Below are 24,949 nucleotides of genomic sequence, written 5' to 3'. Positions count from 1 at the left end.
AGAGGAGCAATAAGATGAAGATCTTAGTGATCGGCGCGGCGGGCCGTACCGGCAGGCACGTCGTGGCGCAGGGCATAGAGCGCGGGCACGAGATCACGGCGTCCGCCCGCCACCCCGACCAGTTGCGGGACCTTCCGGGGGCGGTGGGCGTCCACCACGGCGACGCGCACGATCTCGACGCGGTGCGCAAGGCCGTACAGGGTCAGGACGCGGTGATCGCCGCCGTCGGCGGGAGCCTGATCGCGAGCACCCTCATCACGGCGATGCGCGAGTCCGGCGTGACGCGACTGGTGATGACCAGCAGCCGCTCCGTACCGGCCACGCGACCCCGGCTCGCGGTCACCCTGGCCTGGCTGTTCCTGCGCGCGGTCTACGTGGACCTCGCGCGGGCCGAGGGCATGCTGCAGGTCAGCGGCCTCGACTGGACCATCGCCCGCGGCACCATGCTCAACGACAAGCCGCCGGCCGGGCGCGTGCACATCGACTTCGAGGCCGACGCGACGGGAGGCGCGATGCAACTGTCCCGCGCCGACTACGCGATGGCGCTGCTCGACACCGTCGAAGACCCCGATCTCATCGGCAAGGCGCTGGGCATCTGCGGCCCCCGATAGAGACCACCTCGTCGAGCAGGCCGTTGAGGAGGCCCACCCGGCGTTCGGTGTGGTCGGCGGTCGCGACGAGCACCATGCTCAGGTCCAGATCGGGGATCCGGGCGTGCAGCGCACGCAGCCCCGGCCACCCTCCTCCGTGGCGATAGACGCGATGGCCCGCGTGCGACCGGACGCCGACGCCCCAGGCGTAGTCGAGTGGAGTCCCGTCATCGAGCCGTCCGGGGGTCTGGACGAGTGCCGCGAGGCCGAGTTCGTCGGCGTTGAGCGCCTGACCCCAGCGCAGGCAGGTCGGTGGCGGTGCTCCACACGCCTCCGTCCCCCAGGGACAACGGAGCGGGACGCGGATGGACGAGCGGAGCGCCGCCCGGCGGCGTCGGGCCGGGTCCCGGCCAGTAGCGGGTGTCGGTCATGGCCAGCGGGGCGAAGAGCTGACGCCGGGCGTGACCGGGCAGTGGCCCACCCGCCGCTCGTTCCACCACGGCGGCAAGGCAGACATATCCGGCGTTGGAGTAGACGTGCGCGGTGCCGGGCGGGCGGTCCAGAGTCGCGAACTGGGCGAGCGCCTCGATGATGCCCTCTGAGGTTCGGTCGGCGGCGCGGGCCAGGAGAGTCTCGATCTCGGAGTCGGCGGGGAGACCTGCCGTGTGGTGGACGAGGTGCCGGAGTCGCACGTCGTCCGCCCACGCGGGTAACCGGGGCAGCCAGCGCGACAGGGCCGACTCCGGGTCCAGCTCGCCCCGGCGGACGAGCTGTGCCGCGCACGCGGCGGTCATCTGCTTCGACAGCGACGCCGCGTAGACGAGCGTCGTCGGGCCCAGCGGGTCACCGCTGAGCGTCAGCCCCTGGGACAGCAGGACGGGTGGCCGTCGGCCGTGCTGTATCCCGACCACGATCGGCTCGTCACGGCGGTATCCAGATCGGTCGGCCAGGGCGGCCATTCGGTGTCGCCATTGTTCCCGGTCGCGGCGACCGGACGTCCGATGTCCGGTCAATGTCCTGCGGCCGTCCTGTCAGGGCCGATGTCAGCGGGGTGAAAATCAATTCGCGCAAGAGAAAGTCCCGTACCACGCCATTCCTGGCGAATCACCTCGCACCTCCAGAAAGGATCTGGTCATGAGGAACGTTCTTGCGGCATTGGCGATCGGAACCGCGGCGGTCACGCTGACCACCGCGACCCCGGCCGCCGCCACGTCCTCCGCGGCGACCTCCACCTTCGTCGCCTACTCGGAATCGAGCTTCGGCGGAGACTCGAGGTCCATCAGCGGCTGCGGGCTGCACACCATTCCCTACCGCGGATCGTACAAGTGGTACTCGAACGGGCAGAGCGGACACATGTTCAACAATTCGACCGGCAGCGGCGTGCCTCACACCCGCCTCAGCTCGGACGATGACGCTGAGTCCAGAAGCGGCTTCGGGTGGAGAAGCATTCTGATCGTCTGCTGACCGGATCGGAAGGCTCGCCGGGTGCCGGAGCGGATGGAGGGGAACTGCTCCGGCACCCGCTCCACGAAGGCCACAGCGACGTCAGGGGAACCGGCGCGTGGGCGACGGACTCGTCCGGGTGAGCAGCGCCACCGCGGTCGCCAGGACGGGCAGCCCCACCACCACGGCGACGAGGAACGGCCACGGGACGGCGATCGTGGCGACGTCCCCGGCGCCGCGCGTCGTCATCGGGCGGCTCAGCGCCACGCCCGTCGCCGCTCCCGCGGCCAGCCCCATCAGCGCGCCGAGCACGGAGATGTAGAGGGCCTGCCCGGCCACGACCACCCGCAAGGTGCTGGGCGAGGCGCCGATGGCCGCCATCGTCGCCCGTTCCGGCCGCAGGTCGGCGGCGGCCAGGCGGGTGGCGGCCAGCGTACCGCCGACGACGAGGACGAGAGCGCCGCCGAGCCAGCCCCACAGGCCGGGGTCGGGCAGGTTGCGATAGCCCTCCTCGGAGGCGACCGAGACGCGGGAGGCCACCTTGGCCAGATCACGCCACAGCGTGGAGTTCGCCGGCAGCCGGTGCATGGCGTAGAGCTGGCGCTCCACCGTCGTGAACCCGGCCGACTCCACCAGGGCGCGCGGCAACAGGGCGCCGCCCTGGTGCTCGTCGGCGGGGGTGGCGAGCACCGCGGGCACCTCGAACGTGCGCGCGGGGCCGGACGTCGAGCTGGCCCGCAGCGCGAGTTTGCCGTCACGCAGCGCCGCCGCGTCGAACACCACGGCCTTGCCGCTCGCCAGCGCCGCGGCGGCCCGGGGATCGTGGCGTCCCTGAAGGAGCCTGAGCAGGGCCTCGTCACCGATGGCCGCCGTACGACGCGTGCGGGTGCCGTTCCAGCGCACCGTGTACCGCAACGCGTACCGGTGGTCCTGGGCGTCTCTCGCGTGATAGCCGGCGGCCAGCGGCACGCCCGGCAGTTGGCGCGCGGCCTCGGCGCGCAGCCTGGTCCAGGCCGCGTCGCCGACGTTGCCGCCCCAGATCGCCAGCATGCCGGTCGGGCGGGCCGAGGTGTAGGCGTTGCGCCGGTCCATGTACTCGCTGTAGGCGCCGATGCCCACCGCCACGACGGTGGCCGTCACCGCCATGACCGCCGCCACCGCGCTCGCCGTACGGGATCGGTGGCGGACCGCGTCGCGTACGGATATCCGCAGCGGCAGCCACAACCGCGCGGCCGTCCATCCGGTGCGGCGGACCAGCCACGGCGTCAGCACCACCAGCCCGAACAGGACCAGCACCGCGGCGGCGAACACCCACACCGTGTCCTGCTGACGCCGCGCCACCACGATCGCCCCCAGCCCGGCCAGCACCAGCACGGCGCCCGCCAGCGGCCAGCCCGGCCGGTCGGTGACCTCGGGCGCGCGGCCGGCCAGCACGGTCGCGGTGTCCTGCCGAGCCGCCTGTATCGCGGGCACCAGCGCCGCCACGACCCCAGCGAGCAGGCCCAGCGCGGCGACGGCCAGAACCGGCGGCCACGGAATCTCCAGCGGACCGACCTGGCCGCCCCACCGCGCCAGGGTGTGGGCGGTGAGCGCTCCCGCCCCGATGCCCAGCGGCGTCGCCACGAGGGTGGCGGCGCCGCCGAGAACGAGTCCGTCGGCGAGCACGATCGTCCGCAGATGCCTGGGCGAGCCGCCCTGGGCCGCGATCAGGGCCAGCTCCCTGCGCCGCCGCTTGAGCCCGACCGCGAAGGCGGGCCCGGCCAGCAGCACGGTCTCCAGCACCACCATGATCACCATGGCGCCGATCCCGACCACGTGCTGGACGTTGAGGTACGTGTAGATGGCCCGGTCCGTCAGCATGGCGGGCATGGTGGCGTAGAGACCGGCGCTGTTCAGTTCGGGCACGTCGGCCCAGGACACGGGCCGGGTGGTGGCGGCGAGCCAGCCGGTGCCGTACTCGCCCATGGGCCCGGGCTCCTCCGCCGGAGCCAGCGGGAGATCGAGACCCGCGACCTTCAGAAGAGACGGCCGGTACGGGTGCTCGACCACGCCCACCACCGTCAGCGGCGCCGTGCCGGACGGCCGCAGGACCTCACCTGGCCGCAGGCCGAACGCGGAGGTCACCACGACCTCGTGGGCGGCCGCGGGCAGGCGGCCCGCGCTCAGCGTCAGCATCCCCCTGGTCAGGGGATCGCGCAGATCGGTCTGCAGCGCCTCGACCCGCTCGGCGCCCAGCAGGAGCACACCGGTGCTGAAAGGGAGCAACCGGGTGCCCGGGCCGAGCAGCGCCGCCACCTCATCGGCCGTGCGTTCCGGCGCGGTCGCTCTTTCGCCGTCCGTGTTCGACACGGCCCCGTTCGGCGTCTGGCGGAGCGTCGTGTCCTCGGGGACCAGGACGAGGCGGGCGTCGGCCGTGCCCAGCACGACCCCCATCCCTTCCTGGGGGCTGACCTCGGCGGTCATGGCGAAGGTGAGAAACGCCGTGATCACCAGGACGGGCAGGGCGATCATCGTCATGATGAGCGCGCTTCGCCCCCGGGAGCGCCACGCGTTGCGGCGGGAGATGCGCAGCGCGGCGCGTACGGCGCTCATCGGGCGCTCGCCAGCGGCGCCTCGGTGGCGTCGACGACCGTCCCGTCACGGAGGAACACCACCCGGTCGGCCCACGCGGCGTAACGCGGCTCATGGGTGACGAGCAGGACCGCCGCGCCCGCGTCACAGCGGGCGCGTAAGATCTGCAGGATCTCGTCCCCCGCGTGGGTGTCGAGCGCGCCGGTCGGCTCGTCGGCCAGCAGCAGACGCCGTTCGCCGACGAGAGCGCGGGCGATCGCGACCCGCTGGCGCTGGCCGCCCGACAGCTCGTCGGGGAAGCGGTCGGCCAGCTCCTCCCCGCCGATCTCGGTCAGCACCGCCAGGGCCTCCTCGCGGGCCGGGCGCGAGCGTACGCCGTCGAGCTCGCGGGGCAGCATCACGTTCTCCGCCGCCGTCAGCGACGGGATCAGGTTGAGGTCCTGGAAGACGTAGCCGACGCCGCGCCGCCGGAACGCCGCCGGATCGCGCACGGCGGCCAGGTCCTGCTCGCCGATCCACACCGTCCCCGACGTGGGCCGCTCCAGCCCGCCCGCGACGTTGAGCAGGGTCGACTTGCCCGACCCGGACGGCCCCTTGACCGCGACCAGCTCTCCCTCGCCGACCTCCAGGCTCACGCCCTTGAGAGCGTGCACGGCCGTCGCCCCCTCGCCGTGGACCCTGGACACCTCGGCCAGTCGTACGACCGTCATCTCTCCTCCTTGAGAACGGCCTCACAGTGGTCCAGCCACCGCTGCTCGGCCTCGGCCCGGAAAATCATCGAATCGAGCACCAGCCGCCGGGCCACGCCGTCCGTCGCGCCGCGCTTGGCCTTGGTCAACTGCTGGAGGGTGCGCATGGTGGCGGTACGTTGCCGGCGGATGACGTCGGCGACGTCCACCTCCTTGGCCGCCACAGCCATGGCCAGCTTGATGACCAGCTCGTCCCGCGGCCGGTCGGAGGGGACGATGGGGGTGCTGAACCATCGCGCCAGCTCCTCCCGACCGGCCGTGGTGATCGTGTGGACGACCCGGCCCTGCTCGTCGGACTCGCCCGGCTCGACCAGGCCGTCGCGCTCCATGCGGGACAGAGTCGTATACACCTGGCCGATGTTGAGCGGCCAGGTCGCCCCCGTGGACGCCTCGAACTCCACCCGCAGTTGGTAGCCGTGCCGAGGCCCTCTGCTGAGCAAGGCGAGCAGCCCGTGCCTGATCGACATGGATACTAAGTATGCATATTCAGTATGCACTCATCAAGCGGAGCGCGATATTCCCCAGGTGTGGCGGCCAATCCTGTCCTCCGCGTCTCGGCCTGGCCTGCCGAGCGGTGGCGGCGTACGGTGAGGGGGTGCCCGACCCGGCTCAGGCCCCAACGCATGCCCCGCGTGCCTCGGCGAGGGCGGTGAGTGGTCTGACCCCGACGGAGACGGGCCCGACAGCTCCGGGTGGATCGCGTGTGAGCAGTGCGACGGCACGAGGTCCCGACAGTAGAGAGGTGTCCCGGGTGAGCGATCGCATCACCTGTCCCGAATGCCGGGGTCTGCGCGGCGAGCAGGTAGGGCCGAGGTTCCTGGCGTGCGGGTTCTGTCACGGCCGGGGCCGGGTCGGGGGTCCCTTCGAGCCGGCCGAACGCGATGACCGGCCGCCGCCGAAGAAGCCACCGTCGTGGGAGCACGGCGGGTGGCGCTCCCCCGACATCGTCCAGGCGACCAAGGTCAAGTGCCTGCACTGCATGGACGCTCGCGAGGTCGTCTCGCTGCCGGGCGGGAGCGAGCGGGCCGGGGGCTCGCGGGTCATGGCGGTGGGCCCCTGCCCCGTGTGCCAGACCGGCGACGAGCCCTCGACCGACTGAGACCTGCCGGACCCGGGGCGTGCCCCGAGCCCGTGAGATCTACCTCAGGCCCCAGGGCGTGCCCCCGGGGCCGTGCGGGCTGCCCGGTCCCGGGGCGCGCTCCGCGGTCAGGGGGTGGTCTGCGGTGTGGTCTGCGGTGTGGTCTGACCGGGGTCGGACGTTCCGGGGGGCTCTGCCGTCGTTGCGTTGGCGGGGGACGGGCGTCCAGAGGAGTCTGCGGTCGTGGCGGGGCCGGGGGACGGGCTGTCGTAGATGCCGACCGCCCACTCGCCGGGCCGCTCACCGACCTCCGCCGAGAGGCGGTCGAGCACGTCCTGGTTGCGGAGCGCGCGACCGGCGGCCTGCTCGTCGCACGTCGTCGACTCCCCGGACGGCACGCACCGGCCGAGTTCCTCGGCGACCTTGACGACCGGGGCGTCCGCGGGGAAGACCCACACCTTGATCGACTGTGGGCCCTTGAGCCATCCGGAGGGCACGGACAGCTTGTCGTGGTGGCCGCCTCCCCCGCCTTCGCACCGTCCGGAGGTGCCTCCGTCTTCGCCGCCCTTGAGCGGGGACGAAATGACGATCCAGGCCCGGGGATCGCCACAGACCACCTCGTAGCCGGTGAAGTGGCTCGTCGGCGTGAACGTCACCGTACGGGCGGCGCCCGTCGTACTGAAGCGCTCGGAGTGGATGAGGGAAAGGGTGGAGCGCTCGGCCCCCAGCACCACGGGGAACTCCTCGCGCAGTTTCGGGGGCGCCTCGATCCGGGCCAAGGCGGGCGGCTGGGCCGCCTCACCCTGCCCCGTCCGGAGGGGGCCCGTCAGCAGGACGGTGGCGGTGGCGGCGACGGCCAGCGCGGTCCCGGCGCCCAGCGCGCGCCTGACCCTGCGTGTCCGGCGGCCCCGCCGGACGATCGCCTTCAGGTGGGGGACCGGTTGCCTGCCGGCCGGGTCGTGGGTGTACTCCTCCAGGAGCGTGCGCAGATCGCTCTCCGTGTGCTTCATCGCTGGAGCTCCTCCAGGTTCATGGTGCGGATGTCCGGATCGACCCGGAGACGGGTCAGGGCCCTGCCGAGCTGGCTCTTGACCGCGCCCAGCGAGCAGCCGACGATGTCGGCGACCTGGGTGAGCGTCCGCCCCTCGAAGTAGTGCAGGACGATCACCGCCCGCTGGCGCGGCGACAGGGCGCCGATGGCGTTCCACAGCACCGCCCGGTCGTCCGCCGCCGCGGCCTGGTCGTTCGGGTCGACGGTCTCGGGCAGGGCCTCGACCGGCACCTCGCCGCGCCACAGCCGGCGCCACCACGAGGCGTGGGTGTTCACGATGATGCGATAGACGTACGGATCGGGGTTGCCCTCGATCCGCCGCCAGGAGACCCATGCCTTGGCCAGCGCGGTCTGCACGAGGTCCTCGGCCGTGCCCCAGTCCCGGGTGAGGAGGTACGCCATCCGGCACAGCCGTAGATGGCGGTGTGCCACGTACTCGGCGAACCCGTCATCCATCTGTCATCTCCGTCGTCTCCGTCTCGTCGTCTCTGGCGATGACTACTACGTGGGAGGGGCGTTCGGATGACAGGCGTTCTCGTCGGGCTTCCACCATGCTCAGGCGCTCATGGGACAGGCCGGGCACCCGAGCGGGGTGCCCGGCCGGCGCCTCAGCCGTCCTCGGGCTCGGCGGCGTCGCCCTTGCCCTCCTGCTCGTCGTCCGCCTTGCCCTGCTTGTCCTCGTGCTCGCTCCGGTCGTCCGCCGTTTCCCGCTTGCCCTCCTGGTCGTCCTGGCCGTCCTCGACCTCCGTCTTCTCCTCCTTGGCGCCCTCGTCGGGCTCCGCGCTCTCCGTGGGCGTGGCGGCCCTGCTCTCGGGAGCCTGCCCGGTGGAGGTGGGGGCGGGGCTCTGGTGGGTGGAGGAGGCGTACGCGGCGGCTCCACCGCCCGCCAGCAGGACGGCGACGGTGGCGAGGCCGGGGACGATCACAGACTTGCGCATTGAGAATCTCCGATGCGTTGGCGTCGTTCTGACGCCCGCCAGTCTGCGGAAACGCGGGACAGCGGCAGGTTCGGCCGACCATAACGCGGAGTTAACCCTGCCCCGAGCACCGGTGGTCACGGCTCGTAGCGGTAGCCGCGCCCGCGTACCGTGACGATGCGCTCCATCCCCTCCCCGTGCGCGGCCAGCTTGCGGCGCAGCGCGAACACGTGCACGTCCAGCGTCTTGGTGGGGCCGAACCAGTTCACGTCCCACACCTCGTCCATGAGCTGCTCGCGGGTCACCACCTCGCCCGCGCGGCCCACCAGCACCGCCAGCAGGTCGAACTCCTTGGGCCGCAGCGCCAGCTCCTCCTCCCCCACGAAGGCCCGCCGGGCGGGCAGGTCGAGCCGCAACCGCCCGGCGGTCACCACGCGCTCCCCCTGCCCGGGGCCGCGCCGCCGCAGATGGGCGCGGATCCTGGCCATCAGCTCGGTCAGCCGGAACGGCTTGGTCAGGTAGTCGTCGGCACCCGCGTCGAGTGCCACCACCACCTCGAACTCCTGCGTACGAGCCGTGAGCACGACGATCACCGTGTCCGGCACCCCGGCGCGCAGCCGCCGGCACAGGGCCACGCCGTCGACATCGGGCAGCCCCAGATCCAGCAAAACGAGCTGCGGCTGGTGCCGCTCCGCCGCCAGCAGCGCCCCGGCCCCGTCGGCGGCCGACTCGGCCGCGTAGCCCTGGGCCGCCAGCGCCTCGACCAGCTCGGTCCGGATGACCAGGTCATCCTCCACCACCAGCACACACGTCATGCGCCCGATGCTACGGTCCGCACCGTCAGCGCGGGCACGGCCACGGGCCAGGGAGCCGCCGATCAGGACGTGCCCGAACGGTGAGGTACGCGGTGCCGGTGCCGTCTCGGGTGCGAGAGCAGAGACCGAAGCCCGGTGGGGAACAGGGTCCGGGGGATGAACGCCTCGGCCTGCAGCGCGGCGAAGCCGATCCGGGGAAGATCGCGGGTGCCGGGGAAGACCAGGAAGCGCGGCTCCCAGCGGGGCCGGAACTTGGCGTTGAACCGGTAGAGCGACTCGATCTGGAACCAGCGCGACAGGAACAGCAAGAAGGCCCGCCAGACGCGCAGGACCGGGCCCGCGCCCAGCCGTTCGCCACCGGCCAGCGCGGCGCGGAACATGGCGAAGTTGAGCGAGACCCGGCTCACGCCCAGGCCCGGCGCGGCCCGCAGCATTTCGACGATGAGCAGCTCGTTGAGCCCCGGGTCGCTGCCGGGGTCCCGGCACATCAGGTCGAGGGAGAGGCCGTCCGTGCCCCACGGGACGAACTGCAGGATCGCCCGCAGGTCCCCCCACGGGGGTCTGCCGGACGGAGCCGCCGCGGGGTCGTCGGTGCGGTGCGCGGTCACCACCACGCAGCCGGGATCGGCCGGGTCGCCGATGCGCCCCAGGGCCATCGAGAACCCCCGCGCGTGCTCCCGGCCGCGCCATGCCTGCGCGGCCTGCCGCATGCGGTCGCGTTCCGGCGGGTCGAGGTCCGTCACCCGCCGTACCCTGCAGACGGTGCCCGTACGCTCGATCCGGTGGATCATCTGCCGGACGTTGCGCATCTGCCTGCCCTGCAGCCCGAAGTCCGCCACCTCGACGATGGCCTCGTCGCCGAGCTCCAGGGCCGACAGCCCGGCCTCCCTGCACCACACCGTGCCGCCGGTCTGGCTGCACCCGATCACCGCCGGCACCCAGGCGTGCCTGCGTGCCTTGTCCATGAACTCCTTGATCGCCCCCGGCCAGGCCTCGACGTCGCCGATCGGATCGCCGCTGGCCAGCATGACCCCGGCCGTCACCCGGTAGGAGACCACGGCCTTCCCGGACGCGGAGAAGATCGCGCTCTTGTCGCTGCGCAGCGCGAAGTAGCCCAGGGAGTCACGTTCGCCGTGCTCGCGCAGGAGGTCGCGGACGGCTCGTTCCTCGTCGAGGGTCAACCCGGCGACCGGCCGCTCGGGGCGCAGCGCCAGGTAGAGGGTCGTCACGGCGGTGAGCGTGCCGAGCCCGAGCAGGGAGAAGTACACCAGGTCCGCCGTCCGCGCGGTGGCGAAAGCGATCGGCCCGTCGATCCCCACCAGGCCGAGCAGCACCTCCTGCCAGCGGTCGGACAGGCTCACCGTGCCGACCATGGCGTGGGAACGGGTGTTCACCACCGCCCATCCCACCAGGACGTCCACGACGCCGAGCAGCAGGAAGGCCCACAGGGACCGCCACCGCGTACGCGGGTCGGAGAGCGCGTAGAACTCCTTGCGGGCGGCCAGGAGCACCCCGAAGAGCGCGAACGTCACGGCGGCCGTGAGCAGATGTCCCCAGCGCAGCTCCCCGATCAACGCGTTCACCGGCAGCAGCACGATCACCAGCCGCCAGGCCCGCCGCTTGCGGCGGCGCAGCGCGTGGGCCAGCATGATGAGCAACATCCCCGCCACCAGAGACGTGGCAGCGGCCAGCGAGACCGCCGCTCCCGGCAGCAGGGCGGCGATCTCGGCCAGGCGGGTGTGCTCAAACCCCGGATGGACCACGCGCAGGATGTTGACGGCGCCGATCACCACCGCCAGGTAGCCTGCCACGGTGGGTACCGCCGAACGCGACATACCCCTTGTGCTACCCCTCCACCTGGCGTCGGGCCACGAAAACCCGCGTACGGACAGGCGGAGTTGTCGAATGCGTGAAGCATCCTTTCCCGATCACCCGTCGCCGCGGCGCGCTCGTCGGCGCAGGCCATCCCACATATCCCGCAGGTATAGTGGGTTTATGGCTCAACCATCGGTCGTCGTCGTCGGGGGCGGCGCGAGCGGCGCCCTCACCGCGATCCACGTGTTGCGACTCGCCCGCGCCACCGGGACGGCGGTGGCCGTCACGCTGCTCGACCAGTCCGGCCGGCACGCGCTCGGCCAGGCGTACGCCACCACCGACCCGCACCACCTGCTCAACACCCGCGCCGACCGGATGAGCGCCCTCGACGGCGAGCCGGACCACCTGCTGAGGTGGGCGCGCGCGGCGGGCCTGGCGGCGACCGGCTCCGGCTATCTGCCGCGCGCCGTCTACGGCCGCTACCTGCAAGAGACGCTGGCCGCCGCGGAGGACCCGCCCGCCCGCACGCTCCACCGCGTCACCGCCAAGGCCGTGGCGCTGCACGGCGACCACGCGGTCCGGCTGGCGGACGGCCGGCGCGTCGACGCGGACGCGATCGTCCTGGCCCTCGGCAACCGCGGCCCCGCGCCCGTGCCGGGCCTGGCCGCGCACCACCGGTACGTCGCCGACCCGTGGGCGGGCGGCGCCCTGTCCTGGATCAACGACGGCGCGTCCGTGCTGGTGCTCGGCACCGGGCTGACCATGGTCGACGTGGCGCTCACGGTGACCAGGGCGCACCCGGGCACGGTCGTGTACGCGTTGTCACGGCACGCTCTGCTCCCCCGCCCGCACCTGCCCCGCCCGTGCTCGCCCGCCCCCGTGGCCCTGCCCGACGGGCCGTTGCGGGTCGCGGATCTGCTGGCCGCCACGCGGCGGGCCGTACGCGAGAACGACGGCGACTGGCACGGCGTCGTGGACGGGCTACGGCCGCACGCCCAGGCGCTGTGGCGGCGGCTCGGCCAGGAGGAACGGCGGCTGTTCCTGCGGCGGGTGGCGCGCTACTGGGAGATCCACCGGCACCGCATCCCGCCCGCCTCCGCGCAGGCCATCGCCGACCTGCGCGCCGACGGGCGGTTGCGGCTGCTGCGCGGCAGCCTGGTCGCGGCCGAGCCCGGCGCCGACGGCCTGCGCGTCCGCGCCGACCTGGACGGCACCATGACCGACCTCGACGTCGGCTGGCTGGTCAACGCCACGGGGCCGGGCTCCGACGTCACCACCGACCCCTTCGTCGCGAACCTCGTCAGCGCCGGTACGGCCCGGCCCGACCCCCTCAGGCTCGGCCTCGACGCGGGTCCTGACGGCGCGCTGCTGGACGCGTCGGGACGGCCCAGCGCACGCCTGTTCGCCCTGGGCCCCCTCCTGCGCGGGACCCTGTACGAGACCACCGCCGTGCCGGAGCTCCGCGCCCAGGCGGCGGCCCTCGCCCCGCGCCTCGTCGAGGTGGCGGCCTCCCGCGCCACCCGCGCCCAACCGGTGGCGTGAGCGGCGACCACGGGGCGGCCCTTCACGGGGAGCGCGCGGGCGGCTGGGAGAGGGTGACCGCACGGCAGGCCAGGTGCAGGGCCAGGCGTTCGTCACGATGGCGCAGATCGACGTCGAGCAGCCGTTCGATCCGGTGGATCCGGGCGGCCACGGTGTTGCGGTGGACGCCCAGCACCGCCGCGGTCTCGGCGATCGACGACTCGGCGTCCAGGTAGGCCGAGAGCGTACGGATCAGGTCGCCCGGCTGGTCGCGCAGCGGGGCCAGGAGGGCGCGCGCGGCGGGTTCGAAGGTGTCGGTCCTGGTCCACTCCAGCAGCAGTTGCGCCATCCCGAGCTGGTCGACGTGCAGGAAGAAGCCGGCCTCCGGCCGGGTGGCGGCCAGCCGGGCCGCGTCGATGGCCTCGGCGACCGTGTCGATCAGCCCGCCGACCTGCGGGTGCGGGCGGCCCACCCCCATGTGGGCGCCGATCGAGCGGTGCAGCGGCCGGTGGGCGGCGCGCAGTGCCGCCGCCAGGTCCCGGACGCGGGCCGAGGTGGGTTCCTGGGAGAACGTCGTCCACCCGGTCCACCCGTCCCCGTGCTCGACGACGACGGCGTCGACGCCTTCCGCGCGCAGCAGGCGGGTGATCCGGGCCGTCCACGCCACGGTGTCGAACGCGGGCGGCGCGCCGATGCGGAGGCCGACGTGCCAGCCGCCGAGCTGCCAGCCGGCGTCGGCCACCCGCCTGCGTACCTGGGCCGACGGCTCGGCGTCCAGCCGGAGCAGGTCGCCGAGCAGCACCGACCGCGAGCGCGCGTCACGTTCCAGTTCGAGCCGCTGGGCGAGGAGCCAGCGCTGCACCGCGGTGGCCGCCACCGACAGCGCGACGGGAACGACGTCCGCTCGGGCGGCAGCCGTCCCCCGCAGCTCGGCCACCAGCCAGAACGTGGCGCGCGGCGTGTGCGGCAGCAGGGCCGGATGGGCCAGCAGCACCCCGTCGGCCAGCGGCACGCGCTGGGCCACGACCTCGTCGGTACGCAGCGCGTCGGGGGCGTCCAGCTCACCGGCCAGCGGCTGCCCACGGTCGTCGAGCAGGGCCGCAGGGACACCGAGCAGGTCACGCAGCCTGCGTACGACGTCCTCGGGGGCGAGGGTGCGCTCGTCGAAGGCCCGATGGGCGGCGAGCACCAGCCGGGCCCGGTCCAGCTCGGGCTCGGCCAGCGCCAGCCGGGCCGCGACCAGCAGGTCCAGCGGGTCGCCCACCGCGCCCAGCAGGGGCAGCCCGAGCCGGTCGGCGAGCCGCACCGTCCCGTGGGTGGCGAGCGAGGGGACGGGCTCCCCGGCACGCGTGGCGCCCTCGGCCGCAGGCGAGGGAACAGGCGTCCGCTGAGCGCCGTCGGCGGGCATGGGGACGAGCACGCCCTTTCCGCCCGCGTCCACGACGCGGCGCAGCAGGGCGTCGAGGCGCCAGTCGCCGGGTTCGACCGGCGTGGTGAGGATGACCAGTTCGCCCGCGGCGGCCGGGCGGTCGGCCCCGGGGTCGGCGAGCGGCCGGACCGCGCGTACCTCCTCGTCGAGCCCGGCCGCCCCGGCGAGCACGCGTACGCCGCCGCTCAGCTCGGGCAGCGCCAGCAGCCTGCGCAAGGTGGTCATCGACGTCCCCCCAGGAGCACGGGGTCGGTGTCGATGCCGTACGCGCGCGGCGAGAGGACGGCGATCCTGCCCGGTTCGCCGGGCTCGGTCCAGAACGCCGAGATCGCCACCTGCAACACCATCACCTCCATGCCCACCCGCACCGCGTCGCCCGCGATGGGCACGCCGGTGCGGCGGTCCAGCACGGCCAGCACGTCGGGGGTGGAGGCCACGACGCGCCCGTCGCGCTGCGCGAGGAGGTACTCGTTCTCCATCTCCAGCCGCACCAGCGCGCCCGAGGCGTGGTCGGCGACCGTGACGCCGCCTCGGGAGAACCCGGCGCGGCCGTGCCGCCGCGGCCCCGGCCGCCGGACGACCTCGACGACCCGCCCGAGCGCCAGGACGCGTCCACCGGTCGCCTCGGCCAGCCGGGCCGGGTCGGGCGACTCGCCCAGCGCGAGGATCTGCCGCCCCAGCCGCAGCGCGGCCGACACGGACGCCACCACACTGCACCGGGCCAGCTCACCCACCGGGATCGGGGCCAGCGCCAGCGCCGCCCAGCCGCCCCCGCTGGGCAGGAACGCCCGCACCGTACGCTCCAGGTCGGCCGGGCCGCCGGTGCCCTGGACGAGCACCTGCCCGCTGGGCTCGGCCAGCGCCGCAGGGGTGACCGGACGGCCGCAGGCGGACAGGGAGAGCTGGTCGAGCCGGGGCACGCCGCGCCCGGACAGGTCGGCGTCCACGGCGGGCAGCCCGAGGTCGCAGGCGGCGACCAGCGGCATCACGCCGTTGAGCCCGCCGATCTCGATGGAGACGACCGCCTCGGCGCGGGTGCCCGTCCAGCGCTCGATGGCGGCCACCGCCGCGACGAACTCGTGGCCTCCCGGCAGCTTCTCGGCGAAGACGGCCGTCGCGCCGACGACGCCCACCGGGACCACGGGCGTCTCGGGCGGCAGCTCGCCGAGAGAGTGCACGACGACCTCCGCGCCGGCGGCCAGGTGCCGCCGCAGCAACGTCGTGGCCGTGCGGGTGTCGCCGCCGCCCCCGGAGCCGAGCACGGCCACGCCCCGCTCCAGCGCCGGGACGTCCGGCGGGTCGATGCGCATTCCCCCAGCTTGCCGCACCCGGTCAGCTTGTCGCACCTGGTCAGCGCAGTGCGTAGCCGCCGTCCGGGTAGAGCGTCGAGCCCGTCGTATAGGTGGCGGCGAACAGGAACATGACGGCCTCGGCGACCTCGCCCTCCCTGCCGGGCCGCCCGAGCAGGTTCTGCGCCGAGTACTGGGCGAAACTGGCCTGCCGCACCTCCTCGGGCCGCTGCCGCCACAGGTTGCCGTCGATCGTGCCCGGCGAGACGACGTTCACCCGAATGGGCGCCAGCTCCACGGCCAGCCCTCTGCCGAGCCCCTCGATCGCGGCGTTGCACGCGACGTAGGCGGGCGCGGCGGCGGGCGGCCGGACGCTGGCCGCACCCGACATCAGCACGATCGAGGCGTCGGGGGCGAGCTTCGGCAGGGCCAGCCGTACGGCGTGGTACTGGCCCCAGAACTTCGACACGAACGGGCTGTGCGCCTCCTCGTCGCTCAGCTCCCGCATCGGCCCCACCGTGTACGAGGCCGCCGGGGTGAACAGGTGGTCCACCCGGTCCACGGCGGCGAAGAACGCGGCCAGCGACTCCTGGTCGGTGTTGTCCACGACGTGCCAGCTCGCGGCCTCACCCAGCTCCGCGGCGGCCCCCCTGAGCCGGGACTCGGTGCGTCCGCCCAGCACCACGCGGGCTCCCGCGGCCACGGCCCGGCGAGCGACCTCGAGCCCGATGCCCGAGCCACCGCCGACGATGACGACCGTGCGTCCGTTCACCCATCCTCCTCGACAGGCCGGAAGGGGTGCGGGAGACCGAAGGCGGCGGGCCCGAACACCGCCAGCGCCTCAGGGGTACGCATGCGCTCGGGCGTGGAGATGCCCACGACCGTGATCCGCTGTCCATACCGCAGGTTCTCGGTGGTGATCGGCTCGGCCTGCTCCGCCTCCAGCACGCACACCAGGTCGGGCACCACGCACCGCACCCGGCCGTCCACGAGCGCCACGAGGTGCTCGTTCTGGAAGGTCAGCTCCAGCTCGTGCCGCCCGTCGAACGACACCGCCGCCGCCCGCCCCCGGGCGAAGCCCGCCTCGGTACGCCGCTCCACGTCGGAGACCTTGCCCCGGAACAGCACCCGCAGGTGGCCGTACAGGGTGCCGCGCAGCGCCTCGGCGAGCGCGGCGACCGGGTCGGCGTTGCGCTCGCGGGCGAGCCTGATCGTGCGGCCGATGGTCAGGGCGAGCGACAGCGTACGCGGCACCGCCGTGCGCTTGACCTCGGCGCCGGTCATCGCGTACTCGGCGATGTGCGCCACGCCGCCCAGCCGCACGGTGATCCCGCGGGCCAGCCACTCCATGCGCTTGTTGTCCGCGCCGGTGTCGATGATCGCGGTCTCGCCGCCCTCCCCGGCCACGGCCATCGGCGAGCCGGGCACCCCGTACACGCCGAAGGTCTCCATCTGCAGCTCGGGGAAGGCCCGGCCCATGCCGTCGGCGTCCACCGCGGGCAGGCCGGTCGTGGCGGCCACCACGAGCGGGATCATCGAGTTGATGCCGCCGCACTCGATCGGCATGGTCGCGCCGGCCGTGCGGCCGAGACGCGCCTCCAGCGCGCGCAGCGCGGTGACCGGCTCGGTGCCGCGCGGCAGCTTCTCGTGCACCACCGTCGGGGCGCCCATCTGGGCGGTCGGGATGACCAGGATGTCGTCGTCGAGCTCGTCGGGGTCCAGCACGGTGATGGGCCCGTGCTCGCGGATCGCCCGGCGGACGAGCAGCCGCCCCACGTACGGGTCGCCGCCGCCGCCCGTGCCCAGGACGGCCGCGCCGCGGGCCAGGTCGGGCAGGTCGTCCTCGGTCAGCAGCCAGCTCACCGGGCCGCTCCCACCGGGTCGAGGTCGTAGCCGAAGTACCGTGGCCCCGCCAGCGCCAGGCCCTCCTCGGTGTGCCAGCGCGGATCGGCCGGGGCGTAGATCACGGACACCCGCTGCCCGAACCGCAGCGCCTCCGTGGTGACGGCCTCGCCCGACTCGCGGTCAAGGGTGCAGATCAGGTCCGGTACGGTCGCCCGCGCCTCGCCGTCGATCTCGGCGACCAGGTACTCGTTCTGGAAGCGCAGCACCAGCTCGCCGCCCGCGTCCTCGTCCATGCCGGACAGCGTCGCGGTGCCGCGGGCGAAGCCGGTCGTGGTGCGGCGTTCGACGTCGGTGACCTTGCCGGTGAACAGGCGGCGCCCGCCCAGCCGGGTCACCACGGCGTCCACCGGGTCGGTGTGCGCGGCGCGGGCCCGGCGCACCAGCTCGCCCAGCTCCGCGCACAGGCTGAGCGAGCCGGGCACGAGCGACTCGCGGGCCTGGTCGCCGGTCATCGCGTACGACGCGATCATCGCCGAGCAGCCCATGTCGATGGTCGCCGAGCGGGCCAGCCGTTCGGCCCAGTGGTTGTCCACGGCGTCCAGCACGACGCGGTTGCCCTTCTCGTCGGCGATCGACATGGGCGTGGCGCGCACTCCGTACAGGGTGGGCAGCACCATCTGGATCTCCGGGAACGCGCGGCCCATGCCGTCGGCGTCCACCAGCGGCAGGCCGAGCTGCGCCGCCGCGACCACGGGGATCAGCGAGTTGACCCCGCCCGCCTCCGCGCAGGCGATGTGGGTGAGCCCGCTGCTCAGGTAGCCGGACAGCGCCTGGGCGGCCTTGGACACCTGGTCGATCGAGGGCAGCTTCTCCACCATCACGGTCGGCGCGCCCATCATCGCCACCTGCAGCACGGCCGCGTCCCGCGGCAACTCGTCGAGCGGGCAGAGGGTGACCGGGCCGTACTCGCGCACGGCGGAGGCGGCCAGCAGGCGGCCGATGTGCGGGTCGCCGCCGCCGCCCGTGCCCAGGACGGCCGCGCCGCAGGCGAGGTCGTCCAGGTCGGTCAGGCTGATCTCGCGCATGGTCAGCGTCCCTTCACGTCGGTGAGCTGGAGCTCCCCGACGGCCTTGGCCCGGATACGCGTGGCGTTGCCGGGCAGGTACGGGATCGGCACCTCGTCGAAGTCCACGATCCGCACGCTCGACGGGGACGCGCCGGCCGCCACGGCCCGGTCCACGGCCTCCTGTTTGGCGGCGTCCACCACGGTGTCGCGGCGGCCGGGCTCGACGGCGTACACGCGGTCGACCTCGCCGCCGATCTGCGCGATGGCCGCGCCGATCGCGTTGGCGACCGCGTAGTGGGCGGGCCGGTGCACGGCGCCCGCGCCGGCCAGCTCGTCGGGCAGCAGCATCGAGCCGCCGCCGACCGCGACGACCGGCAGCGGCTCGGCGGAGGTGCGCATGCGCTCCACCGCGTCGGCCACGTCCCCGGCGATCCGCCGCAGCGCCGCCTCGACCAGCCCCTTGTCCAGGTGCGCCACCAGGCCGGGATCGCCGATCTCCGCCCGGCCCGCGGCCACCGCGATGTCGGTCGCGGTCAGCGTGTCGCCGCCGAACACCAGGGCCTTCGTGGTCAGCTCGTAGCCGACGGAGTCGGGGCCGACGGTGACGGACCCGGCCTCGCCGCGTACCCGGCTGCCGCCGCCGATGCCGATCGACAACACGTCCGGCATGCGGAAGTTCGTCCGGATGCCGGACACCGTCACGTCCGTCGTGGCCTCGCGGGGGAAGCCGTGCCGCAGCACGCCCACGTCGCTCGTGGTGCCGCCGACGTCCACCACCGCGCACGTGTCCAGCCCGGACAGAACGGCCGCGCCGCGCATCGAGTTCGTCGGCCCCGAGGCGAACGTCGCCACCGGGTAGCGGCGGGCGAAGTCGACGTCCATCAGCGTGCCGTCGTTCTGGCTCAGGTAGAGCGGCGCGGTGATGCCCGCCCCGCTGACCGAGGCCGCCAGGCCGTCCACGATGTGCGCGGCCAGCTCGCGCAGCGCGGCGTTGATGATGGTGGCGTTCTCCCGCTCCAGCAGGCCGATCCGGCCGATCTCGTGCGACAGCGAGATCTCCACCCCCGGCAGCTCCGCCTCGACGATCTCGGCGGCGCGCGCCTCGAACTCGGCGTTGACCGGGGAGAACACCGACGTGATCGCGACGCTGCGGACCCCCGCCTGGCCCATGTCCTCGGCGGCCTTGCGCACCTCGGCCTCGTCCAGCTCCGCGATGTGCCGGCCGTCGAACTCGTGCCCGCCGTGCACCAGGTAGCTGCGTCCGGACACCGCGTCGACCAGCCGCTGCGGCCAGTCGACCATCGGCGGCAGCGACGCCCCCGCAGGCAGGCTGAGCCGCAGAGCCGCGGTCGGAGCCAGCCGGCGGGCCTCCACGAGCGCGTTGATGAAGTGCGTGGTGCCGATCATCACGGCCCGCACGTCCGCCGGGTCGAACGCCCGCTGCCGCTGCAACTGCTCCAGCGCGCTGACGATGCCGGAGGTGACGTCGGCGGTGGTGCTGGTCTTGACGGCGGCGAGCACCTCCCGGCCGTCCAGGAGGACGGCGTCGGTGTTGGTGCCACCTACGTCGATACCGATGCGCACGAGATCTCCCATTCCCCTTTGTCGTTGTTCAGACGGCTACCGCGTCGGCCGTGCGGCGGGCCCCCACACCGCGGACGAGCCCCAGCTTCCCGGCCACCACGTAGAGCACGAACGCGACGACCAGGGCGTTGATGCTGCCCAGCCCCACCTCGACGAACCTTCCGACCAGGGCCGCGACCAGCCAGACCACCAGCGTGGCGGGCACCCAGTCAGGCGCCTTCTCGGGCAGGCCGCCGCTCGCCCTGGCGGCGTCCAGGTCGCCGCGCCAGCGCCGCACCACGAAGTACTCGGCCACCATGATCCCCGCGATCGGCGGGAACACCACGCCGAGCAGCGTCAGGAAGTCGATGAAGTGGCTCAGCACGCCCGCCGCGGCCAGCACGCTGCCCAGCACGCCGATGACGGCCGTGGCCACGCCGCGGTGCACCTTCCTGCCGAAGACCGTGCCGACGAAGTTCACCAGGCCCAGGCCGGACGAGTACAGGTTCCAGTCGTTGATCTTCACGGTGCCGGCGACGATCACCAGGATGCCGACCCAGCCCACCGAAGACGTGACGATCGTGGTGATCTCGCTGGTGCCGACGGCGTGCGCCAGCAGCACCCCGGCCAGGCCGATCACGTACTCGCCCAGCGTGACGCCCACCAGCGTCTGCTTGACCACGTCGCCGACGCTGCGGTTGAACCTGGTCATGTCGGGCGTGATGATCGCGCCCACGATGAACCCGCCCGCGACCAGCGTCGTCCCCTGCAGCAGGGTGAGCTGCGGGCCCGGCGGCGCCGAGGCGACGAGCGCGCCGACGTCGTGCCGGGACAGCTCGCTGATGATCGACCAGCCGACCAGGACGAGGAACGCGGGCACGGTCACGTACGCCGTCCACGCCATAGAGCCGAAGCCCCACAACACGATCGCGGTGACCACCAGCCCGAACACCAGCGACCAGCCCCACTCGGGCAGGACCCCGACCAGGCTGGCCAGCCCCTGCGCGGAGACCGCCGACTGGATGCCGAACCAGCCGATCAGGCTGATCCCGATCGCCAGCCCGATCACCGCGGAACCGGCCCTGCCGAACCCCGTCCAGCGGGCCAGCATGGAGGTGGACAGCCCCTCCCGCACTCCGATCACGCCGACGAAGACGGCGACCACCTCGAGGATGACGGCGCCGAGCGTCAGCGCCAGGAACGCCTGCCAGAACCCCATCCCGAAACCGAGAGTGGCGCCGAGCAGGAACTGGCTCAGCGCCGAGACCTGGCCGAAGCGTTGTACGGCGACCGAGAACCATGAGTAGCGGGCGCTCTCGGGCACCCTGGAGAGCGCGTAATCGTCGACACCGACGCCTGAGGCCATGTCGACCTCCCTTACCAAGCGGAACCTGTGGTTGGACGCTTACGGTAGGCAGTCGAGGGCGAGGTGTCAGTGTGGACATTCCACAGTCGGCGGCCGGTGGCTGTGCACCTTGCACTGCCAACAACGGCGGCGGCCCGAAGGTGAAGCCTAGCCTCCTTCGGTGGCGAGCGGCGCCGAGCGGGTGATCAGCTCGCGAGCCTTGAGCACGATCGGGGTGATCGGGTTGTCGTAGTTGCTCAGGACGACCACGGCCCAGTCGAGGCCGGGGAAGACGTCGAGGTTGGCCGCCACGCCCACGGCGCTGCCGGAGTGTCCCCAGGTGCGGTGGCCCCCGGTGACGGTGTCGCGGAAGCCGTAGCCGTAGAAGCGGGCGTCGGCGGGGACAACGGGCCTGTCGGCGGGCGACAGCAGGACCTTGCCGCTCGTGAAGGCCGACGCGTAGGCCGGGCTCAGGAGCCTGCCCCTGGTCAGCGCGTCGACGAAGGCGAGCAGGTCGGGCGCGCAGGCGTACACGCCGTCGGCGGGTCCCCCGACGTGGCCGAAGAACTCACTGGTGGTGAAGTCGGCACGCTCTCCTGACTGCTGCGTCCAGTACGGGTGGGCGATCTCCCGGCTTTCGAGGACCTGCGGCCGGGTGTACAGGCCCGAACGCCGCATGCCCGCCGCGGCGATCACGTGCGCGCGCACGTAGTCGTGGTACGGCACGCCCGAGGCCGCCGCGACGACCGCGCCGAGCACGAAGTAGCCGCTGTTGCTGTAGACGTGCCGGGTGCCCGGGGTGAAGGCGGGAGCCGTCTCCTGCTTCCTGATGAGGGCGAGGACGCCGTCCATCAGCTCCCGCTCGCTCGCCCACTCCTTGAGCCCCTGGCGGTACTCGGGGGACTGCGCGTACTCGCCCAGGCCCGCGGTGTGGGTCAGCAGGTGGTGGACGGTCACCTTCGCGGTCTCCGCCGAGAAGCCGTCCAGGTAGTCGCCCAGGGGCGCGTGCAGGTCGACCTTGTCACGCTGCACCAGTTGGCCCAGCGCCACGGCGGTGAGGCACTTGCTCACGGACGCCAGCTTGAAGATCGTGTCCGGGCCGTTCGGGATCGAGCGGGCCTTGTCCGCCATGCCGTACGAGCGGGCCAGCACCGGGCGCGAACGGTGCCGGAGCAGCACGGTCCCGGAGAACTGGTCGGCCTGCGCCAGGCGGGCCACGTACGCGTCGAACTCCCCGCCCGGCCGCAGGCTCGACGGCACGGGCTCGGCGCGGTCGGCATGGGCGGGTGCCGTGCCGGTCGCCATGTCGCTCACCGCCAGCGACGCGGTGGCCGCGGCGCCGGTGAGCAGGGTGCGCCGGGTGGGGCCGGCCAGGCCGCTCGGGCTCGTCGGGCGGCTCGGGTTCGTCTGGCCGCTCGGGTTCGTCTGGCCGCTCGGGCTCATCGGGGCGCTCGGGCTCGTCGGGCCGTCTTCGGCGGGCCGGTGGTGGTGAGGCGCGGTCATGGCTGCCTTTCCTGGTTCGCCCTGCTGACGATCACGGCTGTCCGCCGGCGGCCGAGACTAGGCGGACCGGTGTTTCCTCCCCGTTACCGAACGGCATAGAAGGCCCCTATCACTCGATAGATACAAACGCTTTGACCTGCGAAGACACCCGGGACGACAGTAGAGATCACCCAGACCGACAAGGAGCCGGAACCATGGCCAAAGTGTTGTGCGTGCTCTACGACGACCCCATCGACGGATACCCGACCACCTACGCCCGCGACGACCTGCCCGCCCTGTCCGAGTACCCCGGCGGGCAGACCCTGCCCACCCCCTCGGCGGTCGACTTCACCCCAGGGCACCTGCTCGGCAGCGTCTCCGGCGAACTCGGGCTCCGCCGCTTCCTGGAATCGCGCGGCCACACCCTGGTCGTCACCTCCGACAAGGACGGCGACGGCACCCCCGGCGGCTCCGCGTTCGACCGCGAGTTGGCCGACGCCGACGTGGTCATCTCCCAGCCGTTCTGGCCCGCGTACCTGACCGCCGAGCGCATCGCCCGCGCGCCCCGGCTCAAGCTGGCCATCACCGCCGGAATCGGGTCCGACCACGTCGACCTCGACGCCGCCATCTCCCGTGGCGTCACCGTCGCCGAGGTCACCTACTGCAACAGCATCAGCGTCTCCGAGCACGTGGTGATGATGATCCTGTCGCTGGTGCGCAACTATCTGCCGTCGCACCAGACGGTGCTGGACGGCGGCTGGAACATCGCCGACAGCGTCGCCCGCTCGTACGACCTGGAGGGCATGCACGTCGGCACCGTCGCCGCAGGACGCATCGGGCTGGCCGTGCTGCGCCGGCTCAAGCCGTTCGACGTCCACCTGCACTACACCGACCGGCACCGGCTGCCGGAGGAGGTGGAGGCCGAACTCGGGCTCACCTGGCACCCCGACACCGCCTCCATGGTCCCGCACTGCGACGTGGTCACCGTCAACGCCCCGCTCCACCCGGAGACCGAGGGCCTGTTCAACGACCGGCTGCTGGCCACCATGAAGCGCGGCGCGTACCTGATCAACACCGCCCGCGCCCGGATCGCCGACCGCGACGCCATCGTCCGCGCGCTGGAGAGCGGGCAGCTCGCCGGTTACGCCGGAGACGTCTGGTACCCCCAGCCCGCCCCCGCCGACCACCCCTGGCGGACCATGCCCCACCACGGCATGACCCCGCACATCTCCGGCTCCTCGCTGTCCGCGCAGGCCCGCTACGCCGCCGGCACCCGCGAGATCCTCGAAGCCTGGCTGGACGACAAGCCCATCCGCGACGAGTACCTCATCGTCGACGGCGGTGCCCTGGCCGGAACCGGAGCCCACTCCTACAGCACCCGGACTTGACCGAACCTGTCCCTTCGGTCCCGGCCGTTGCCTCCGGGACCGAGGGGACAGCCCGTGCGTGTGCGTGCGCCCGGCAGCCCTCGACCTCGATGGAGTAACAGTGGTCACCAAGCAGGAAGCAGCCCAGGCCGTTCGCCATGCCAAGGAGGTGACCGGCGTGACCTGGGAACAGCTCGCCCAGGCCGTCGGCCGGCCCTTGGCGTGGACCACGGCGGCCCTGCTCGGCCAGCACCCGATGAGCAAGGACGAGGCGGCGACGGCGGCGGCCCTGCTCGAACTCGGCGACGACGTCGCACTCGCCCTCAGGATGCAGCCCACCCGTGGCGGGCTGGAGTCCGCCGTCCCGGTCGATCCGACCATCTACCGGCTCTACGAGGTGATCCAGGTCTACGGACCGGCCATCAAGGAGCTGATCCACGAGCAGTGCGGCGACGGCATCATGAGCGCCATCAACTTCCGTCTCGACGTCAGGCGGGTCCCCGACCCGGCGGGCGACCGGGTCGTCATCACCCTCGACGGCAAGTACCTGCCCTACCAGTGGTGACCGTTCCCGCTTTCGCGGGGGCGGGCTCTCCTGCCCGATCAGACGCCGTCGGGGGCCGGTGGTGGCGTCCCTTCTGCGGTGCCGTCCTCGTCCTCGTCCTCGGCGTCGTCCTCGTCCTCGTCGTCGTCGTGCGGGGTGAAGGCGTCGAACGGGGTCGTCGCCGGGGGGATGACGATGCGTTCGAAGGGGCCGGTGTCGACGAGTGACTCCAGCGACTCGGTGGGGGTGACGACCTCCAGCGGCTCGGTCAGGGCGTCCTCCTCCTGAGTGCCCGGTTCGGAGTCGGGGTGCTCCTGCTGGGCGTGGGGCGGGTCGTCGTCCTCCTGACCGGGTGCGGTGGTGTCGAGCGGCAGGACGGCCGCGGCCTCGATGGCCTCCAGCAGCTCCCGCCGCCACGTCGAGCCCTCGTCGGGCTCGGTGACCCCGTGACGTGGGGCCGGGGCCGGGG

General features: G+C 73.1%; 24 protein-coding genes. 6 read left to right on the top strand and 18 right to left on the bottom strand.

The window, feature by feature from the left end; all coding sequences use genetic code 11:
• Positions 1-14 precede the first annotated feature (14 nt).
• A complete protein-coding gene (locus tag ABD844_RS12550; protein ID WP_344876272.1) occupies positions 15-611 on the top strand; it encodes an NAD(P)-dependent oxidoreductase in 597 nt (198 codons plus the stop codon).
• A 206-nt stretch (positions 612-817) separates the two neighbouring features.
• Here the strand turns inward: ABD844_RS12550 and ABD844_RS12545 are convergent, their stop codons facing one another.
• Entirely contained in the window at positions 818-1,549 is a 732-nt protein-coding gene (locus ABD844_RS12545) for a serine hydrolase domain-containing protein (protein ID WP_344876270.1), read from the bottom strand.
• 175 nt (positions 1,550-1,724) lie between these two features.
• Here ABD844_RS12545 and ABD844_RS12540 point away from each other — a divergent pair, with 175 nt between their 5' ends.
• Entirely contained in the window at positions 1,725-2,054 is a 330-nt protein-coding gene (locus ABD844_RS12540) for a MiAMP1 family antimicrobial peptide (RefSeq protein ID WP_344876268.1), read from the top strand.
• Between the two features lie 81 nt (positions 2,055-2,135).
• Here the strand turns inward: ABD844_RS12540 and ABD844_RS12535 are convergent, their stop codons facing one another.
• From ABD844_RS12535 to ABD844_RS12525, 3 genes are read right to left on the bottom strand one after another with little or no spacing between them, the layout of a single operon-like run.
• On the bottom strand, positions 2,136-4,625 hold the full coding sequence (locus ABD844_RS12535) for an FtsX-like permease family protein (protein WP_344876266.1): 2,490 nt from the start codon (positions 4,623-4,625) through the stop codon (positions 2,136-2,138).
• Positions 4,622-5,314 carry an ABC transporter ATP-binding protein gene (locus ABD844_RS12530; protein WP_344876264.1) on the bottom strand — a complete coding sequence of 231 codons (693 nt, stop codon included), beginning with the start codon at positions 5,312-5,314 and terminating at the stop codon, positions 4,622-4,624. Before ABD844_RS12530 ends, ABD844_RS12535 begins: the two co-directional genes overlap by 4 nt.
• Positions 5,311-5,820 (bottom strand): PadR family transcriptional regulator, encoded by a 510-nt coding sequence (locus tag ABD844_RS12525; RefSeq protein WP_344876262.1) that lies wholly within the window; start codon positions 5,818-5,820, stop codon positions 5,311-5,313. The genes ABD844_RS12530 and ABD844_RS12525 overlap by 4 nt, the downstream gene beginning before the upstream one ends.
• 284 nt (positions 5,821-6,104) lie before the next feature.
• Here ABD844_RS12525 and ABD844_RS12520 point away from each other — a divergent pair, with 284 nt between their 5' ends.
• On the top strand, positions 6,105-6,452 hold the full coding sequence (locus tag ABD844_RS12520; protein ID WP_344876260.1) for a hypothetical protein: 348 nt from the start codon (positions 6,105-6,107) through the stop codon (positions 6,450-6,452).
• Between the two features lie 107 nt (positions 6,453-6,559).
• Here the strand turns inward: ABD844_RS12520 and ABD844_RS12515 are convergent, their stop codons facing one another.
• The 5 genes from ABD844_RS12515 to ABD844_RS12495 form a co-directional block, all read right to left on the bottom strand.
• Entirely contained in the window at positions 6,560-7,441 is an 882-nt protein-coding gene (locus ABD844_RS12515) for a hypothetical protein (protein WP_344876258.1), read from the bottom strand.
• Positions 7,438-7,938, bottom strand: a complete 501-nt coding sequence (locus ABD844_RS12510) for a SigE family RNA polymerase sigma factor (protein WP_344876256.1) — start codon at positions 7,936-7,938, stop codon at positions 7,438-7,440. Before ABD844_RS12510 ends, ABD844_RS12515 begins: the two co-directional genes overlap by 4 nt.
• A 152-nt stretch (positions 7,939-8,090) precedes the next feature.
• Positions 8,091-8,420, bottom strand: a complete 330-nt coding sequence (locus ABD844_RS12505; protein WP_344876254.1) for a hypothetical protein — start codon at positions 8,418-8,420, stop codon at positions 8,091-8,093.
• Positions 8,421-8,536: 116 nt separating this feature from the next.
• Positions 8,537-9,214 (bottom strand): response regulator transcription factor, encoded by a 678-nt coding sequence (locus ABD844_RS12500; RefSeq protein WP_344876252.1) that lies wholly within the window; start codon positions 9,212-9,214, stop codon positions 8,537-8,539.
• 62 nt (positions 9,215-9,276) lie between these two features.
• A complete protein-coding gene (locus tag ABD844_RS12495) occupies positions 9,277-11,049 on the bottom strand; it encodes a phosphatidylglycerol lysyltransferase domain-containing protein (protein ID WP_344876250.1) in 1,773 nt (590 codons plus the stop codon).
• A gap of 160 nt (positions 11,050-11,209) precedes the next feature.
• Here ABD844_RS12495 and ABD844_RS12490 point away from each other — a divergent pair, with 160 nt between their 5' ends.
• The gene (locus ABD844_RS12490) at positions 11,210-12,571 is read left to right on the top strand and encodes an FAD/NAD(P)-binding protein (RefSeq protein WP_344876248.1); all 1,362 of its coding nucleotides are present in this window, start codon (positions 11,210-11,212) and stop codon (positions 12,569-12,571) included.
• Positions 12,572-12,593: 22 nt separating this feature from the next.
• Here the strand turns inward: ABD844_RS12490 and ABD844_RS12485 are convergent, their stop codons facing one another.
• The 8 genes from ABD844_RS12485 to ABD844_RS12450 form a co-directional block, all read right to left on the bottom strand.
• Entirely contained in the window at positions 12,594-14,204 is a 1,611-nt protein-coding gene (locus ABD844_RS12485) for a helix-turn-helix domain-containing protein (protein ID WP_344876246.1), read from the bottom strand.
• Positions 14,201-15,289, bottom strand: a complete 1,089-nt coding sequence (locus ABD844_RS12480; RefSeq protein ID WP_344876244.1) for an S-methyl thiohydantoin desulfurase family protein — start codon at positions 15,287-15,289, stop codon at positions 14,201-14,203. Before ABD844_RS12480 ends, ABD844_RS12485 begins: the two co-directional genes overlap by 4 nt.
• Before the next feature lie 40 nt (positions 15,290-15,329).
• On the bottom strand, positions 15,330-16,040 hold the full coding sequence (locus tag ABD844_RS12475) for an SDR family oxidoreductase (RefSeq protein ID WP_344876242.1): 711 nt from the start codon (positions 16,038-16,040) through the stop codon (positions 15,330-15,332).
• The gene (locus tag ABD844_RS12470) at positions 16,037-17,131 is read right to left on the bottom strand and encodes an S-methyl thiohydantoin desulfurase family protein (RefSeq protein WP_344876240.1); all 1,095 of its coding nucleotides are present in this window, start codon (positions 17,129-17,131) and stop codon (positions 16,037-16,039) included. Before ABD844_RS12470 ends, ABD844_RS12475 begins: the two co-directional genes overlap by 4 nt.
• On the bottom strand, positions 17,128-18,198 hold the full coding sequence (locus ABD844_RS12465; RefSeq protein WP_344876238.1) for an S-methyl thiohydantoin desulfurase family protein: 1,071 nt from the start codon (positions 18,196-18,198) through the stop codon (positions 17,128-17,130). The genes ABD844_RS12470 and ABD844_RS12465 overlap by 4 nt, the downstream gene beginning before the upstream one ends.
• Positions 18,199-18,200: 2 nt before the next feature.
• Complete coding sequence (locus tag ABD844_RS12460) at positions 18,201-19,763, bottom strand: hydantoinase/oxoprolinase N-terminal domain-containing protein (RefSeq protein ID WP_344876236.1); 1,563 nt, start codon at positions 19,761-19,763, stop codon at positions 18,201-18,203.
• 28 nt (positions 19,764-19,791) lie between these two features.
• Positions 19,792-21,108 (bottom strand): purine-cytosine permease family protein, encoded by a 1,317-nt coding sequence (locus ABD844_RS12455; RefSeq protein WP_344876234.1) that lies wholly within the window; start codon positions 21,106-21,108, stop codon positions 19,792-19,794.
• 147 nt (positions 21,109-21,255) lie between these two features.
• Positions 21,256-22,590, bottom strand: a complete 1,335-nt coding sequence (locus tag ABD844_RS12450; protein ID WP_344876232.1) for a serine hydrolase domain-containing protein — start codon at positions 22,588-22,590, stop codon at positions 21,256-21,258.
• A gap of 194 nt (positions 22,591-22,784) precedes the next feature.
• Between ABD844_RS12450 and ABD844_RS12445 the strand changes: the two genes are divergently transcribed.
• Entirely contained in the window at positions 22,785-23,957 is a 1,173-nt protein-coding gene (locus tag ABD844_RS12445; protein ID WP_344876230.1) for an NAD-dependent formate dehydrogenase, read from the top strand.
• Positions 23,958-24,057: 100 nt separating this feature from the next.
• Positions 24,058-24,501, top strand: a complete 444-nt coding sequence (cynS, locus tag ABD844_RS12440; protein ID WP_344876228.1) for a cyanase — start codon at positions 24,058-24,060, stop codon at positions 24,499-24,501.
• Positions 24,502-24,539: 38 nt separating this feature from the next.
• Here the strand turns inward: cynS and ABD844_RS12435 are convergent.
• Positions 24,540-24,949, bottom strand: a 410-nt coding sequence (locus ABD844_RS12435) for a hypothetical protein (protein ID WP_344876226.1), incomplete at its 5' end; no start/stop codon positions are given.

Source organism: Nonomuraea antimicrobica, assembly GCF_039536965.1.
Classification (GTDB): Bacteria; Actinomycetota; Actinomycetes; order Streptosporangiales; family Streptosporangiaceae; genus Nonomuraea; species Nonomuraea antimicrobica.
This window is presented reverse-complemented; position numbering and strand designations above follow the sequence as displayed.